The 14,787-nt window shown below is 63.5% G+C and carries 11 protein-coding genes; 2 read left to right on the forward strand and 9 right to left on the reverse strand.

Annotated features, from left to right (window positions below; translation table 11 throughout):
- Nucleotides 1–24: 24 nt before the first annotated feature.
- A complete protein-coding gene (locus tag OU11_RS02805) occupies nucleotides 25–996 on the reverse strand; it encodes a type IV toxin-antitoxin system AbiEi family antitoxin domain-containing protein (RefSeq protein ID WP_033514384.1) in 972 nt (323 codons plus the stop codon).
- Between the two features lie 507 nt (nucleotides 997–1,503).
- Between OU11_RS02805 and OU11_RS02810 the strand changes: the two genes are divergently transcribed.
- Nucleotides 1,504–2,283: a mechanosensitive ion channel family protein gene (locus OU11_RS02810; protein WP_033514385.1), complete on the forward strand. Its 780-nt coding sequence runs from the start codon at nucleotides 1,504–1,506 to the stop codon at nucleotides 2,281–2,283.
- Between the two features lie 36 nt (nucleotides 2,284–2,319).
- Here the strand turns inward: OU11_RS02810 and OU11_RS02815 are convergent, their stop codons facing one another.
- The 7 genes from OU11_RS02815 to OU11_RS02850 all read right to left on the reverse strand — a co-directional run bounded on the left by OU11_RS02815 (nucleotide 2,320) and on the right by OU11_RS02850 (nucleotide 11,443).
- Entirely contained in the window at nucleotides 2,320–3,306 is a 987-nt protein-coding gene (locus tag OU11_RS02815; RefSeq protein ID WP_052122572.1) for a CPBP family intramembrane glutamic endopeptidase, read from the reverse strand.
- A 406-nt stretch (nucleotides 3,307–3,712) separates the two neighbouring features.
- Nucleotides 3,713–4,855, reverse strand: coding sequence for an AmmeMemoRadiSam system radical SAM enzyme (amrS, locus tag OU11_RS02820; protein WP_081963409.1), 1,143 nt, complete (start codon nucleotides 4,853–4,855; stop codon nucleotides 3,713–3,715).
- Entirely contained in the window at nucleotides 4,852–6,861 is a 2,010-nt protein-coding gene (gene amrB, locus OU11_RS09465) for an AmmeMemoRadiSam system protein B (protein ID WP_223224080.1), read from the reverse strand. Before amrB ends, amrS begins: the two co-directional genes overlap by 4 nt.
- A 68-nt stretch (nucleotides 6,862–6,929) precedes the next feature.
- Complete coding sequence (locus tag OU11_RS02835; RefSeq protein WP_033514387.1) at nucleotides 6,930–8,039, reverse strand: D-alanine--D-alanine ligase family protein; 1,110 nt, start codon at nucleotides 8,037–8,039, stop codon at nucleotides 6,930–6,932.
- Nucleotides 8,040–8,399: 360 nt separating this feature from the next.
- Nucleotides 8,400–9,362, reverse strand: coding sequence for a hypothetical protein (locus tag OU11_RS02840; protein ID WP_033514389.1), 963 nt, complete (start codon nucleotides 9,360–9,362; stop codon nucleotides 8,400–8,402).
- Between the two features lie 134 nt (nucleotides 9,363–9,496).
- Nucleotides 9,497–10,492 (reverse strand): NAD(P)H-dependent glycerol-3-phosphate dehydrogenase, encoded by a 996-nt coding sequence (locus tag OU11_RS02845; RefSeq protein WP_033514390.1) that lies wholly within the window; start codon nucleotides 10,490–10,492, stop codon nucleotides 9,497–9,499.
- Nucleotides 10,493–10,558: 66 nt separating this feature from the next.
- Nucleotides 10,559–11,443 carry a lysophospholipid acyltransferase family protein gene (locus OU11_RS02850; protein ID WP_033514391.1) on the reverse strand — a complete coding sequence of 295 codons (885 nt, stop codon included), beginning with the start codon at nucleotides 11,441–11,443 and terminating at the stop codon, nucleotides 10,559–10,561.
- Between the two features lie 365 nt (nucleotides 11,444–11,808).
- Between OU11_RS02850 and OU11_RS02855 the strand changes: the two genes are divergently transcribed.
- Nucleotides 11,809–12,663, forward strand: coding sequence for a PDDEXK family nuclease (locus OU11_RS02855; RefSeq protein WP_052122573.1), 855 nt, complete (start codon nucleotides 11,809–11,811; stop codon nucleotides 12,661–12,663).
- 752 nt (nucleotides 12,664–13,415) lie between these two features.
- Here the strand turns inward: OU11_RS02855 and murA are convergent.
- Complete coding sequence (gene murA, locus OU11_RS02860; protein ID WP_033514392.1) at nucleotides 13,416–14,741, reverse strand: UDP-N-acetylglucosamine 1-carboxyvinyltransferase; 1,326 nt, start codon at nucleotides 14,739–14,741, stop codon at nucleotides 13,416–13,418.
- Between the last annotated feature and the right edge of the window lie 46 nt (nucleotides 14,742–14,787).

Genomic DNA, 14,787 nt, shown 5'->3' on the forward strand with positions numbered 1-14,787 from the left:
CGCCGCCCGATCACCCTGCCGGATTCAAACTGTCGCCAAAGGAACACCGGCACGGGAGAGTTTGGCGAACAGGCCGGAACCTTGGCGCACCTCACGGTAGTCGGTGCGCAGGATCACGGTCACACCGGCCTTCTTCAACGACTCCTCGCGTCGACGCTCATCCAGCACCACCCGCTGCACATCACGGCCATTCGTCATCGACGGATCCACATACTTCCGCATCCCGTCGAATTCCAACACAATCATCCCGCCATCCGGCGTGCGCCACAGGAAGTCGACGCGAATCACATTCGCCGGCGCGTCCGGGTCACGGAACTCCACCTGCAACTGCGGCGGTTCGAACCCCAATTCGATGATCACCGCACGGCAGTAGGATTCGCCGCCATTCTCGCTGGCCGGATCCGCATATTCAAGCAGCTTACGCACCGGCGTGCAGTCCTGACGTAAGGCGTTGCAAATCGCCTCGACCTCCTCTTTGGTCACCAGCTGCTTGCGCAAGGCCGAGTCGAAGATGGCCAGCGCATCCACGAACGACAGCCGCAATCCGCAATCGACCAACGTGCGGGCGGGCGAAGTCACGCGGATGCCGCCCTGATCCCTGACATCCGCCCAATCCGACTCGCGGACATAGATACGCTGCAGTTTCCCGTAGGTGTGGCCGCCGGTGGTGTTGCGGGTGGCGATGGTGACCATGCCATTGCTGTGCAGCGACCACGAATGTTCCAAGTCATACACCGTGGCCGCGCTCAATCCCGCGAACACGCGATGGGGCTTGCGTTTGGCCAGCGTGCGAATGACGTGCATCGCCTGCTCGGTGAGGTTCAGCTTGCGCCAATACTCCGCTTCCGCATACATGCCGCGGAAGGGATTGGCCAGGCTGCCTTCCTTCACGCGGCGACGGATGGCATACAAGTCCGCCGGTTCGTCCACATAGACGCACCGCCGTTCCTGTTCGGCCAGCTCAATCAGCCTGGCCAACCCGTCATGCCTTCTCATGGAGCCGACGCTAGTTGATAGCGAGCCGCGGGGGAACCGATTTCGGGGAATGTGGTCGAAGGCTTGCCGATTCGGGCGTGTCTGTGGATAACTTGGCGGGAACGGTACGGCTAGTGCCAACTATTTAACAGCTGAAAAAGCAGCATCCGAACGCCCAGCTAAGCGCGTAAGTCAACAGTTGAACAGGGATACTGTAGAAAAGGTGGCGGCAAAAGGTCCGGCTAAGCGCGTAACGCAACAGTTGAAAAGCGGAACTGTTGAAAACCTTGCACCCAAAAGCCCATTTGCGCGCGTAAGTCAACAGTTGAAAAAGGATACTGTTAAAAAGGTGACGCCAGAAGGCCCAGCTAAGCGCGTAAACCAACAGTTGAAAAGTGAGACTGTTGAAAAGGTGGCGCCAAGAGGCCAGCTAAGCGTGTAAGTCAACAGTTGAATCCGGCAGAGTCCCCGGCGACCGGTCAGGCCAGTAGGATGTGAATAGGAGAACCGACGGAAATGGGGCATGCGATGGATATGGTGACGAACTGGCTGCAACAGCACGCGGGCAAAGTCATCCTGCTGCTGATCGTAATGGCGGTCGCGGTGGTGGCCACCAAGGTCGTGGCCCGCATCACCGAGGAGGTGCTGGACCGGGCGAATGTGCCGAACGCGTCGATCTTCGTGAACATCCTGCGCGTCGTCATCTGGGCGGCTGCCATCGCCATCGTATTGCAGCCGGTATTCGGCATCAACCCCACCACCATCCTGGCGGCGCTCGGCGTCGGCGGCGTCGCGATCTCCCTCGGCATGCAGGACACGATCGCCAACATCATCAGCGGTTTCGGCCTCATGCTCGGCAAGGTGATCCAACCCGGCGACCTGGTGCGCATCCAGGGCACCACCGGCGTGGTGCAGGACATCACCTGGCGGCAGACCGTGATCCTGGAACGCGGCGGCAGCCAGATGGTCATCCCCAACTCCGTGCTCAACACGTCGTCCCTGGAAAAACTGACGCCGACGGCCGAAGGCTACGTGCCCGTGCCGTTCACGGTGGCCGCGGGCAGCGATCTCAAAGAGGTCGAACGGCGGGCGCTGGAAGTGGTCAATAAGGCGACCGAAGGCATGCGGTTGGAGAATGCGCCCACGCTCGTGAAGTTCACCGGGTTCACGCCTTACGGCATCACCGCAGAGGTGCAGGTGTACGCACGGTTCGACGTCTTCCCCTCCACCGCGGCCGACGCGGCGGCGCGGGCGCTGGCCGGCGCCGATTTCATCGAGCAGCACGCGGCGCTGGGCACGGTGGAATAGCGCGGCCAGCCGCCATCATCGGGGTTGCACCGCCTCCTAGAACAGGCCGTACACCGACAGGGCCATCAGTACGACGCATACGGCGATGTAGACCACCATGCCAGGGTTGCCGAACGCCACCTGACCACCCAGCCCCTTCGGCAGCTGCTCGGGTGTGACATAGAACTCGAACGCACGCCGCTTGGCGATCAGCAATACCACGCCGGCAATCGTCAAACCGATCAGCAGCAGCCCATAGCCGGTCACCAGCATCATGCCGGCGCCGTTCTGCGCCAACAGCGCCTGGGCCGCCGCCGGATCGGTGGGGTCGGCGTTGGCGAGCGCCTCCAGATCCACCTGCGAGATGACCCATGGGGCCAGCACGGAACCGTTGAAGTTGACAATCATGTGCATCGCGATCGAGTACCGCAGCTGGCTTGTGCGCATATACACATAGCCGAACATCAGCCCCAGCCCGAACGCATAGAAGAACTGGAACAGATTCAGGTGGAACAGGCCGAACATCAGGGCCGACAACAGGATCGACAGCTTCTCGCCGTAGCGCCGGGTGCGGCTGATGATCTGCTTGCGGAACATCCACTCCTCGAAGATCGGCGCCAGAATCACGCCGAAAACGAGCATCGCCGGATCATTGGCCATGGCCAAGTTGGCCACGCTGTTCTCCGCCGCGCCTCCGGACAGGACCGCCGACAGCACGGTGCCGATGATATTGCCTCCGTACATGATCGGCAGACACATCAGCAGCAACGTCACGAACCTGCCCGGGGTCATGCCGAACCTGCGGGTCGGCAGCTCCGGCACCGCCCGCATCAGCATCAGTCCCGCTGGCATGGCGATTAGATACAACGGACCGCTCGAGATGAGGAACATCAGCCACAGCGGCGCATTCGCCGCCCCCTCGCCCATTATCCGCACCAGTATCACGCTCAACGCCACGTTCAGCACCACCCACGCGGCCAGCATCACGCATGCGCCCGCGCCGATGCGGCCGAACCGCCACCGCGCCTGAGTCAGCCAATCCATTGCCGTTCCTTTCCCCAAAACGGTCCAGTCCAGCCCTAGTCTAACCTACGTCCCCTAAGCCGGCGTCCCTCCTTAAGTCAACAGTTGAGAAGGTGGCGGAAACCACCCCGGTTACGCGCGTAAGTCAACAGTTGGATAGTGGGACTGTTGAAAACCTTGCGCCCACGGCCCCATCTGCGCGCGTAAACCAACAGTTGAAAAGCGGCCCTGTAGAAAAGGTTGCGGAAACAGGCATGGTTACGCGCGTAAGTCAACAGTTGAACAGTGGGACTGTAGGAAACCTTGCGCAAAGGACCCCATCTGCGCGCATAAGTCAACAGTTGAATAGTGAGGCTGTAGGAAACCTTGCGTCCAAAAGCACGCTTACGCGCGTAAGTCAACAGTTGAATAGTGGATGGCGGACCCGTCACCAGACCCCGGCCACCGGGGTGCCGCAATCCGGACAGACGCCAACCGTTTCGTCACCGCCATGGTTCCGGGACAACCGGTCCAGCTCGATCCGGTACCAGTCGCGTTGGATCAGCACGGCATGGCAGTCCGGGTTCGGGCAGACCGTCGCATCACCCTCACGATGGTGCACATTGCCGGTGTACACGTACCGCAGCCCTTCCTCCATCGCGATCCGCCGCGCCCGGATCAGCGTGTCCAGCGGCGTCGCCGGCACGTCCATCATCCGGTACGCCGGATGGAACGCGGAGAAGTGCAGCGGCACGTCCACGCCGCAGTGCTCGCGGATCCACACGCATTCGGCGTGCAACTGCGCATCGTCGTCATTGTGGCCCGGAATCAGCAGCGTCGTCAGTTCCACCCACGCCGGAGTCTCGACCACCGCATACTCGATCGTGTCCAGCACGTCCCGCAGGTGGGTGCCGGTCACCGACCAGTAGAACGACTCCGTGAACCCCTTCAGGTCGATGTTCGCCGCGTCCATCGCCGCATAGAAGTCGGGGCGGGCCGCGGCGGACATGTACCCGGCCGTCACTGCGATCGGATGGAGGCCCAGCTCCCGGCAGGCCGCGGCCGTGTCGATCGCGTACTCGGCGAACACAATCGAGTCGTTATAGGTGAACGCCACCGACTCCACACCGTAGTCGGCCGCCACCTGCGCTATCCGCTCGGGCGGGGCCTGAACGCCGACGCGGTCCCAGTCGCGGGCGCGCGAGATGTCCCAGTTCTGGCAGAACCGGCAGGCCGAATTGCAACCCGCCGTGCCGAAGCTCAGCACGCGCGAACCGGGCAGGAAATGGTTGAGCGGCTTCTTCTCGACCGGGTCGATGGCGAAGCCTGAGCTGCGGCCGTACGTGTCGAGGACGATGCGGCCGCCGTGATTCGCGCGCACGAAGCAGAAACCGCGTTGTCCTTCGCGCAGTCGGCAGGCGCGCGGGCACAGGTCGCATTGGACACGGCCGTCGGGGAGGGCGTGCTGCCAGCGGCCGACCGCGGGGTCGGACGCGGACGGCTGAGACGTGGGGATGCCGTCGGACGCGACGGCCGACGGCCGCGGGGACAGTGCGGCGGCAAACGATTGCGACGACGCTGCCGTACTCATGCGTCGGCCCTGCCACGATACGCGGTGACCGTGTACCGGCTGCAGCGGATCTCACCGTCGTGCCAGTCGGTCGATGCGGGCAGACCGGCCTTGACGAGCAGGTGCGCGACGAACCGATGCGGATCGGGCAGATCCTCCCACACCTGTGGCAGGAACGTGGCACGATACCGGCCGGACCGGTCCTCGATGACCAGCCCGTCCTCGTCCGGGCGCAACGCCCGTTCCAGTTCGACGCGCGAACGGACCGGATGCGCCGCGCCGCCAGCCGGAACGACCATGATGGGCTCGGGTTCGGACAGGACGGAAACCTCGATGTCGAGACTGGGGTATTCGTCCGGGGTGACGGGCGGGAATCGCGGGTCGCGGGCGGCGGCGTCGACCGCGTGTTCGGCCACGTCGCGGCCGAGCGGTCGGTACGCTTCGAGTGTGCCGATGCAGCCGCGCAGGTCGCCGTGTTCGTTGAGCGTCACGAAGCTCGCACCGGGCTCGTTCAGCCACGGATGCGCGGCCACAATGTCGGCGGGCGTCCGTCCGACCGGCAGTCCCAGATGCGCGCGCAGGGAGGCTCGCACCAGGTCCAGCAACACATCGCCACAGGACTCTGCCATACGCGGCCCGGCACCATCCCCGGCACTGCCCCCTAACGAGGAATGTCCCGTACCCCGCGAAGCAGAGGACGAAGCCCTCCGAACACCATGCCCCTTCTCCGACGAGACATCTGCCATACGTGGCCCGGCACCATCCTCGACGATTTCTCCTGACGAGGGGGACGTCGCCCCCTGCTCGACGGAGGGAGGGACAGCCGGAGCACCGGCGCTTTCCTCCCACACGGCCCACGCCGCGTATCCGACCACGCGGTCGTCCGGATCGGCCATCGCGGGACGCTTCTGTCCGGCGAGCGCCACCACCCCGTCGTCGCCGGAGGTGCTGCATCCCAGGAATTCGAGTCGCAGCGCGGCGTCAGACGCGCCCGACCGGAGCACAGGTACGGAATCGGCAGCGGACGACACCGTACCCGTCGCCGTCCGTTTCACGACAGCGGCACTAGAGTCGCGCGATGATGAACGCGCGACGCCGCGTGCGATGACGTCGAGGATGCCGTTGATCGGGTACGCGCCGCACGCGAGATCGGGGTCGATCGGATAGTCGAGGGCAGTGATGCGGCGGATCGTTTCGTCGTCGATGTGGCGGGCGATGCGTTCGCGGTGGTAGTGCGACAGGTCGGAGCTGATGACGATGACGGTTTCCGGTCCGCCCCAGAACGCGCGCAGCACGTCGCCCACCTGCCGCGACGTGGCGAGGCCGGCGTTGAGCGGGACGATTTCGATGTCGCCGAGCACGCGCTGGAGGAACGGGATCTGCACTTCGACCGCATGCTCCTGCGCGTGCGTCGGGTCGTTGACGATCAGCGCCGGGGCGCCGGGAGCGGCGGTCATGCCGGAGCGGAGCGGTGGAACGGCTGCGGGGACATCGCGACCGCCGGCGTCAGGGAGTGTGGCCGCGGTATTGCGGCTTGGCGAGACAAGACCTAACGCACGACATTCGGAAGCCACGTCCACCGGCACCACCCCGAGCGGGGTGCGGAACGCGTCATAGGTAGCGCAGGCGACGCCACGAACGGCGACGCGATGGGTCGGGCCGACGATGACCGCGCGGCGGATCGTGCCGCGGCCCGGCGCCAACAGCGCGTAGGCGAGCGCGGCCGTGGTTCCGGAGTAGACGTAGCCGGCGTGCGGCACGATGATGGCCTTCGGCCATGGGCGGACGGAACGTTCCGGCGGAGGCGCAGTAGTCCCGCAGGTCCCACACATCGGTCTGGAACATTGCGATGCTTCGGCTTTGCCGGCTTCCCCCATGCCGTCAGGTCGGTCGCCGCTCCTGTTCCCCGGCAGCGTGCGGGCGTAGACGAGCTGTGCGTCGATCATGTCGGCGAGCTCGCGCGGATCGGCGGGATAGAATGCGCCCGCCACAGCGGGCGGGCGCAGGTTGCGGAACGGACCACTCATGTCGATCGCCTCTTTACGATGGAGTTTCCCTACGTTCCATCATACGAGGATCGACATGAGCGCGGTATTCAGCGCAGGACGCCTTCGATCAGGGTGGTGATCAGGTCGGTGTAGTTGAGGCCGGTGGCCTCCCACGCCTTGGGGTACATGGAGATCGGGGTGAAGCCGGGCATCGTGTTGATCTCGTTAATCATGATCCGGCCGTCGGCGGTCACGAACGAATCCACGCGGCTCAGACCCATGCCGTCCACGGCCTTGAACGCCTTGATCGCGGTTTCACGCACGCGCTGCAGCGTCTCCTCCGGCAGGTTCGCCGGCACTTCCACGTGCGAGGCGGAGGAGTCCATGTACTTGCTGTCGAAGTCGTAGAACTGGTCGCCGCCGTCCTCGCGACGGTCGAGCACGATTTCGCCCGGCCAGCTGGCCTTCGGCTCGTCGCCCGGCTTGGCGCACAGCACCGCGCACTCGATCTCACGCGCGTCGATGCCCTGTTCGATCAGCACGCGCCAATCGTGCTCGGCGGCCTCGGTCAGAGCGGCGGCAAGCTCGGCCACGTCGCCTTCGCGCTCCACCTTGGTCACGCCGAAGCTGGAGCCGGCACGCGACGGCTTGACGAACAGCGGGTACTGCAGTCCGGCCTGTTCGACCTGCGCCATCACGTCGGAGGCCTCGATATTGCGCGCGTCGACCGTGACGCCAGGTGCCGTGGCGATACCGGCGGCGTTCAGCAGCACCTTGGTGTAATGCTTATCCATGCACGCGGCGGAGGCGAGCACGCCACAGCCGACGTACGGCACGTTCATCATCTCGAGCAGGCCCTGGATGGTGCCGTCCTCGCCGTACGGGCCATGCAGCACCGGCAGCACCGCGTCGATGTGGCCGAGGGACTCGACGGCGTCGCCGCCGACCAGGAACCCGTCGCAGCCGCGGCTCACGTCCAGCAGCACCGGGCGCGACTCCGGGGTGACCTTGACCTCGGGCAGGGCATCACCGCTCAGGTCCCAGCCGCGCGGATCCTCGCCATTGACAATCCACTGGCCGTCCTTGGTGATGCCGACGGGAATCGGCTCGAAACGCTCGGCGTCCATCGCCTTCAAGACGCCGGCGGTCGAGATGCAGGAGATCGGATGCTCATCCGCCTTGCCGCCGTACAACACCACAATGCGCTTCTTAGCCATGCTGCCCATTCCTTTGCTTCACGTGTTCATCCGGTTGTCCGCTCGACACGCTGGCCTAGGCGTACAACCGCACACCAGACTACCTGCAGGCATACACCGAACACGATGGCCGGCGCGCAAAGGATGACCTTATGGAGCATCGCTAAAGCACCATTTGACGCACTGGCACGATACCCCTGCAACAAAGGGACCTTTTATCCCCCGACAAAAGAATCATTTGTCGCACAAGCACGACAGTACTGCAGCAAAAGGGCTTTAGCCCGTCCGCATAAGCGGAATCATTGGCCTTCCTGAAAATGCCCATGATTGGGTCTTTCTCGTGCACGGGATTATGAGACCGGGCGTTCCGTGCCGTGCGGCTCAATCAATGACGCCATGCACTCTGCATCTGCGGAGCTCCTCACCAAACGAATACGGGTCAAAGTAGGGGTCCTGCCAGTAGGTGTACCACCCCAGCTTCTCCATGATCGCCGCATCTTGTTCGGCCAGACCGAACTCGTCCTTACTGTGAGCATGCCTGTTCCGGAAAGAGCCCAGCATGAACTGCGCAGCCACAAACCACAGCACGCAAAGCACAACGGCAGCACCCGTGACGATGGCGAACAGGCTCGGCTCGGCGAGATTACCGTTACCGAACCACACAGATGCAGCAAACAGCACCATGCAGATGACGCCGCAGACCATACTCCGCCAGCGTCGATCCCTCCATTCCTTGACCTGGCACTTGAGCTTCCACGTTGCTTCGTAGAGCTCCTTGTACCGTTCCAACAGCTCCGCCTGCGACATCCCTTCAATGCGAGACAGGTTCGCCTCGCCGCCTGCAATCTCGACCCGCTCGGCATGCTTAGCCTTGTTGTAGGCATCCTTATACCCGTTGAAGGTCTTTTCCAAACGCGGCTTCTCAACGGCCGGCGCGAGTTGCATGGCACGATTGGCCCATTCCTCGACATCCCCCTTCTCGTATTCACGCAGGCCCACAACGTTGGTGTAATCGCAGGTCTTGGCCCGCGCCATACCCCACCAGGAACGCCACTCGTAAGCATGGTCATCGGCAAGCGCCTTGAATGATTTGAACGCCTTGACATAGTCGCGCAATTCCATCAACGTCTCGGCGCTCCTGAGCTGGGACTCCACCGAGCGCGCGCCCTCAACATGCAGATGCTCAACCGCGCCAATGTTGGTGGTGTTGGTGACGTTGTAGTTGTTGATGGCCTTCTCAACCACAAACGGCGTATTGCAGAACGAGCAGATGGCTGCATCCTGCGCCGAATCGATGGACAGCGTCGCACCGCACTGAGTGCATTTCGCAGGTACCAGCGGCATACGTACTCCCTTGTTCACCACATGCACGCATCTACGCCGATGCGGCGCAGTCAAGCAATTGCCATGTAAGCAGCAGTATACCGCTCAGGACGGCACAGCCTCATGCCACTGTCACCCGCCGGAGGCGGAAGCCGCTACTCCTCGGTGATATCGGGACCGAACAGCTCGGCCAACATCTCGCCACAGCTGATGCCGCGATCCAGCACGTGGCTCATCGCCGTGGCCAGCGGCGTCGGCACGCCCAGCCGCGCGCCCAACGCCACCACGGCGTCGGTGGTCGGCACACCCTCAGCCACGCCGTTGCTCACGCGCGTCGCCTCCTCCACGCTCAGCCCCTTGCCCAGGTTCGCGCCGAACGTGTAGTTGCGGCTCAACGGCGAGCCGCAGGTGGCGATCAGATCGCCAACACCCGCGAGCCCGCAGAACGTCTTGGGATCGGCACCGGCCGCCTTGCCCAAGGCGGTCATCTCGGACAGGCCGCGCGTCTCGATCATCGCGGCCGTGTTCTCGCCATACCCCGCGCCTCGCGCCATGCCAACGGCGAGCGCGATCACGTTCTTCAACGACCCGCACATCTCCAATCCGATGACGTCGGTGGTCACGAACGCCTTGAAGTAATGCGTGGTGCAGGCGTGAGCCACACGGCGCGCGTTATCGATGTTCGCACAGGCGACGACGGTGGCGGCCGGTTCGCGCGCGGCGATCTCCTTGCTCAGGTTCGGCCCGGACACGGCGGCGAACCGGTCCTCCGGCAGACCGAGGGCTTCGGTGACGACCTCATCCATGCGCTTGCCGGTGGTGCGTTCGATGCCCTTCATCAGTGAGACGACGATGGCGTCGCCAGGGATCAGGTCGCGGAACGGTTCAAGGGCGACGCGGGCGGCCTGCGCGGCGATGGAGACGATAATGATCTCCGCGTCCCTGACGGCTTCTGCGCGGTCGCCGGTGGCGGTCATATTCTCGGGGAGACGTTCGACGCTGGGCAGGCGGACGGCGTTGTGGTGACGGTCGCGGATGCCTTCGACGATTTCGGGTTCGATGGCCCACATCGTCACATCGTTGCCCGCATCGGCCAGCACCTGGCCGAATGCCGTGCCCCACGCGCCTGCGCCCAGTACCGTGATCTTCATCGTTCCGCTCCTTCGCTTGCCTGTACACGCATCGTCTTGCGCCATCCTACACGTTCGCGCGGTGGTTCACCATGCTTTGCGGCGCATGTTGCGGTAATCCCAATACCCTTCGGCGGGCATGCTCTCGCCGCGGATCTCCTCCATGACCTCGTTCATGCGACGGAAGACGCGCATCGTCAGCTCCGACACCTTGTCGGCGGGCGGATCCTCGCCCCAGGAGTCCATGTCGGCGAGCAGGTCGGCGTAGTCGAGCTGACCGTCATAGCACATGACCACGTTCTTGCGCGGCCAGGGCCACCACTGGTTGATGCTGGCGGCGCCCCAGGTGACGGCGCAGAAGATCGGCACCTGCCGGCCCAGGCGGCGGGAGGATTCAAGTGCGATGTAGCCGATGCCGGGCTTGAGGCTCATGACCCATTTCTGCGGGTCGCGGGTCACGGTGCCTTCCGGCCAGATGGTCAGCGGACGGCCGGAGGTGATGATCTTGATCGACTCCTCCTCGATGGCCTTGGCCTGACCGCTGCGGCGCGGGACCGGCTGCATGCCGACGAGCTGGAACCACTTGCCGATCAGCGGCCACTTGGCCATTTCGGCCTTGGCCATGTAGCGGGGGCGGCGGCCCATGTGGAACAGGCTCATCATCGGCACGAACACGTCGTACATGGTCACATGCGAGGCGGCGGTGATGAACGTGCCGGTTTCGGGAACGTGCTCCAGACCCCAGGCGCGCACCTTGCTGCGATTGCGCAGCACCTTGGAGACGCCTTCGAGCAGGCGCTCGGTGGCTTTGGGGTTCTGAGCGTTGATTTCCGCGGTGTTGGGCGTGCGCGGGCCGGTCGGATAGTAGCGGGTCGGATCCACGAGGTGATGCTTCGCGTCGAGGCGCGCGACCTGCTCATCGCTGAGCGGCTTGACGGCTGAACGCGGCGAGGGTTTTCCTTTCGATGCCATGGTTCCATTGTGCATCACTCCCCAGAATTCGGCATGCGGTGGCATGCATATATCCGAGCAGAGCAGCCGCGGGAGGCCCACACCGACTGCAATCGGCGTGAGACATATTCGAGCTGAGCAGTGCAGCCGTGGGGAGGCCGTTGGCCCGTCCCTTCGTCATTTGTAGGCAGACCGCAGCTTAAGTAGGCACCTCGCCGTAGAGCCATTCGAACCGGAATGGCTTAGTTCCGCCATTGTTGTTCCGCAGGCGCCCAAGGCGCCTGCCTACTTAAGCGATAGCCTGCCTACAACAGCTCACGCCACCAACTACTCTCGAAACACGCCGTGGCGCTGCGGAAAGACTGCGACCCACATACAGTTGACATATGTTGGGGGCACATCACTTCTTCACGCTCGATGAAGCGCAGAATATAGCGCGCGAGACCCGTGCCGCCTGTAGGCAGGCGGCACGGCGAACCAAACGTGTGCTGGTGTTCAGTCACATCACCGCGTTACGACTGGCCGGTATGACGGTGGAGCTGGACACCACGCTGGACACCACGCTGCTCCACATCACTATCGCTTCGACCAAACAGCGATCACATCTCGTTGGGGTCCAGGAACACGTGTGGTCTCATGACATGACCTATTCCGCCGACACCGACGAACTGGTCACCGCCGTCACACCACAACAGGCACTCTGTCAAATGGCGCCATATACCAGTCAGGATTCCCTAACCGTGGCCATGGATTGGCTCACCTGCCATAACGACGAATTGCGCCAATGCACGCACACTGAGCTCAGCGATTACATTAATGAAGTCGGGCGTTTCCGCGGCGTCACCCGATGCAGAAAAGCGCTGGCTCGAAGCGTCGAAGGAACCGATTCCCCGCGCGAATCCGAGCTTCGGCTCGGCTTGGTTGATTTCGGACTGCCGACGCCCGAGGTCAACCATCCGATCTCCGATATCGAGGAAGGCACGGAATGGCTCTGTGACATCGTTTATGTCGACGAGCACGTTGTCATCGAGTATGACGGCGAATATCATTACGACAAAAACCGCTGGCGTCAGGACCTTCACAAGCGCAACAGGCTTCAGCATCTCGGTTGGAAGGTACTGGTCGCCACCAAGCAGGATTTCGCATCACCCCGGGCATTGGAGGATTTCATCGCCATGGTGGCCAGAGCGCTTGGGCAAGGTCGCCGCGACATCCTTATCTATGGGCACACGAACTGGTAAGGAGACGCAGCACAGTGACAATACGCGTCGCCGATGTACATTCCATTCCTGGCAGGCCATGCAAAGCAGGCGGCTGATAGGCCAGATTGTGTGGCGTTGTTGTCCGTGTGGGGTCTTGTTTTATTTGGGTTCCGGCTGGTCGAATGTGTCGGCTCGGGGCTGCCGGCTCGCGGGCGGCGGGAAGCCGGCACGAACCAGCCACACACCCGCGCCTTCCGAACGCGGTGCGTCGGCTACGGGCAGTGCCGGCACGAACCAGATTCCACACACCCGCGCCTTCCGATGCATGTGCGCGGGCGGCAGTAGAGCCGCGATGCCTCATAGATGCCGATGCCGGGCACCCCCACCAAGCCGAATGCCACAAATGCTATAGCTGTCAGTTCATGGGTATCGGCGCGGGAACGACGCTTCTGATCGAACTGCGCTTTATGCGGCATGCATACCGTCGTCCCGCTCCAGGTCGGGAGCCAACGATTGTGGAGGCTCGTCTGTGTTGCGCCCTGTAACGCCCATGATGTAGGCAGATTATCGCCGATGTAGGCAGCCACATTCAACGCCTCTGGACACAACACTGGCGGTATCAAGCCGTTTTTGAATAATTAGGGACGTCAATGACCTGCCTACTTAAGCGGCAATCTGCCTACAGTTACGCCGTCGTCTCATTCTCACCGATACATGAGTATGAGACGACGGCGTTCCACGTCATAGAAAACGGGCATACACGCAGGTGTTCGCCCGTTACCGGCCGCCGATCAGTCCACGTCGGCGCCGAGGGCGGCGAGCTTGCCGCGGAAGTCGGCGTAGCCGCGATCGATCAGCGAGATGCCGCGCACGTTCGACGGGCCGGAGGCCGCAAGCGCCGCGATCAGGTGGCTGAAGCCGCCGCGCAGATCCGGCACGTCGATGTCGCGACCGGTCAGCGGGGTGGGTCCGAAGATCACGGCTGAATGCTTGTAGTTGCGCTGCTGGAAACGGCAGGGCAGCGAGCCGAGGCATTCGCGGTACAGCTGCACGGTCGCGCCCATCTGCACAAGCGGCTTGGTGAAGCCGAAACGGTTCTCGTACACGGTTTCGTGCACGATCGACAGGCCCTTGGCCTGCGTCAACGCCACGACCAGCGGCTGCTGCCAGTCGGTCATGAAGCCGGGGTGCACGTCGGTTTCGATGGCCACCGGGTTCAGGTCGCCGCCCGGATGCCAGAAGCGGATGCCCTTGTCGGTGATGTCGAATTCGCCACCGATCTTACGGAACACGTTGAGGAAGGTCATCATCTCCGGCTGGGTGGCGCCCTTGACGAAGATGTCACCGTGGGTGGCGAGCGCGGCGGACGCCCAGCTGGCGGCCTCGATGCGGTCGGTCAGCGAGGTGTGCGTGTAGCCCTTGAGCTCCTTGACGCCTTCGATGCGGAAGGTGCGGTCCACGTCCACCGAGATGATGGCGCCCATCTTCTGCAGCACGGCCACGAGGTCCATGATCTCGGGCTCGGTGGCGGCGCCGGACAGTTCGGTCTTGCCCTCGGCCAGCACGGCGGCCAGCAGGGTCTGCTCGGTGGCGCCGACCGACGGGTACGGCAGGTGGATCTTCGCGCCCTTCAGGCCGTTCGGCGCGGTGATGTGGATGCCGTCGGCATGCTCCTTGTCGACGTCCGCGCCGAGCTTGCGCAGGGTTTCGAGATGGAAGTCGATGGGGCGGCCGCCGATGTTGCAGCCGCCGAGCGCGGGGATGAAGGCCTCGCCGAGACGGTGCAGCAGCGGGCCGGAGAAGAGGATCGGGATGCGGGAGGAGCCGGCGAGGGTGTCGACGTCGGCCACGGACGGCATCTCCACATGGGAGGCGTTGATGGTGACGATGCCCTTGTCTCCGTTGACGTCCACGTCCACGCCGTGCAGGCGCAGCAGGTCGGAGACGACGTGCACGTCGCGGATTTCCGGCACGTTCTTGAGCACCGACGTGCCCGGTGCGAGCAGCGCGGCGACCATCGCCTTGCTGACGAAGTTCTTTGCGCCGCGCACCTTGATGGTGCCGTTCAGCGGCTTGCCGCCTTCAACGTGCAGGACGTCTTCCTTGTTCTCGGCCACAGTCAACCCTCTTTTCCTCTTCTGTCGGCATGACGAAAACACACTA

Origin of the sequence: Bifidobacterium pullorum DSM 20433 (genome assembly GCF_000771405.1) — a bacterium.
GTDB classification, from domain to species: Bacteria; Actinomycetota; Actinomycetes; order Actinomycetales; family Bifidobacteriaceae; genus Bifidobacterium; species Bifidobacterium pullorum.

Bases quoted from the DNA above. Each gene is read 5' to 3' on its own strand.
- OU11_RS02805 (WP_033514384.1), bottom strand. From the start codon at position 996: ATGAGAAGGCATGACGGGTTGGCCAGGCTGATTGAGCTGGCCGAACAG.
- OU11_RS02810 (WP_033514385.1), top strand. From the start codon at position 1,504: ATGGATATGGTGACGAACTGGCTGCAACAGCACGCGGGCAAAGTCATC.
- OU11_RS02815 (WP_052122572.1), bottom strand. From the start codon at position 3,306: ATGGATTGGCTGACTCAGGCGCGGTGGCGGTTCGGCCGCATCGGCGCG.
- amrS (WP_081963409.1), bottom strand. From the start codon at position 4,855: ATGAGTACGGCAGCGTCGTCGCAATCGTTTGCCGCCGCACTGTCCCCG.
- amrB (WP_223224080.1), bottom strand. From the start codon at position 6,861: ATGAGTGGTCCGTTCCGCAACCTGCGCCCGCCCGCTGTGGCGGGCGCA.
- OU11_RS02835 (WP_033514387.1), bottom strand. From the start codon at position 8,039: ATGGCTAAGAAGCGCATTGTGGTGTTGTACGGCGGCAAGGCGGATGAG.
- OU11_RS02840 (WP_033514389.1), bottom strand. From the start codon at position 9,362: ATGCCGCTGGTACCTGCGAAATGCACTCAGTGCGGTGCGACGCTGTCC.
- OU11_RS02845 (WP_033514390.1), bottom strand. From the start codon at position 10,492: ATGAAGATCACGGTACTGGGCGCAGGCGCGTGGGGCACGGCATTCGGC.
- OU11_RS02850 (WP_033514391.1), bottom strand. From the start codon at position 11,443: ATGGCATCGAAAGGAAAACCCTCGCCGCGTTCAGCCGTCAAGCCGCTC.
- OU11_RS02855 (WP_052122573.1), top strand. From the start codon at position 11,809: ATGTTGGGGGCACATCACTTCTTCACGCTCGATGAAGCGCAGAATATA.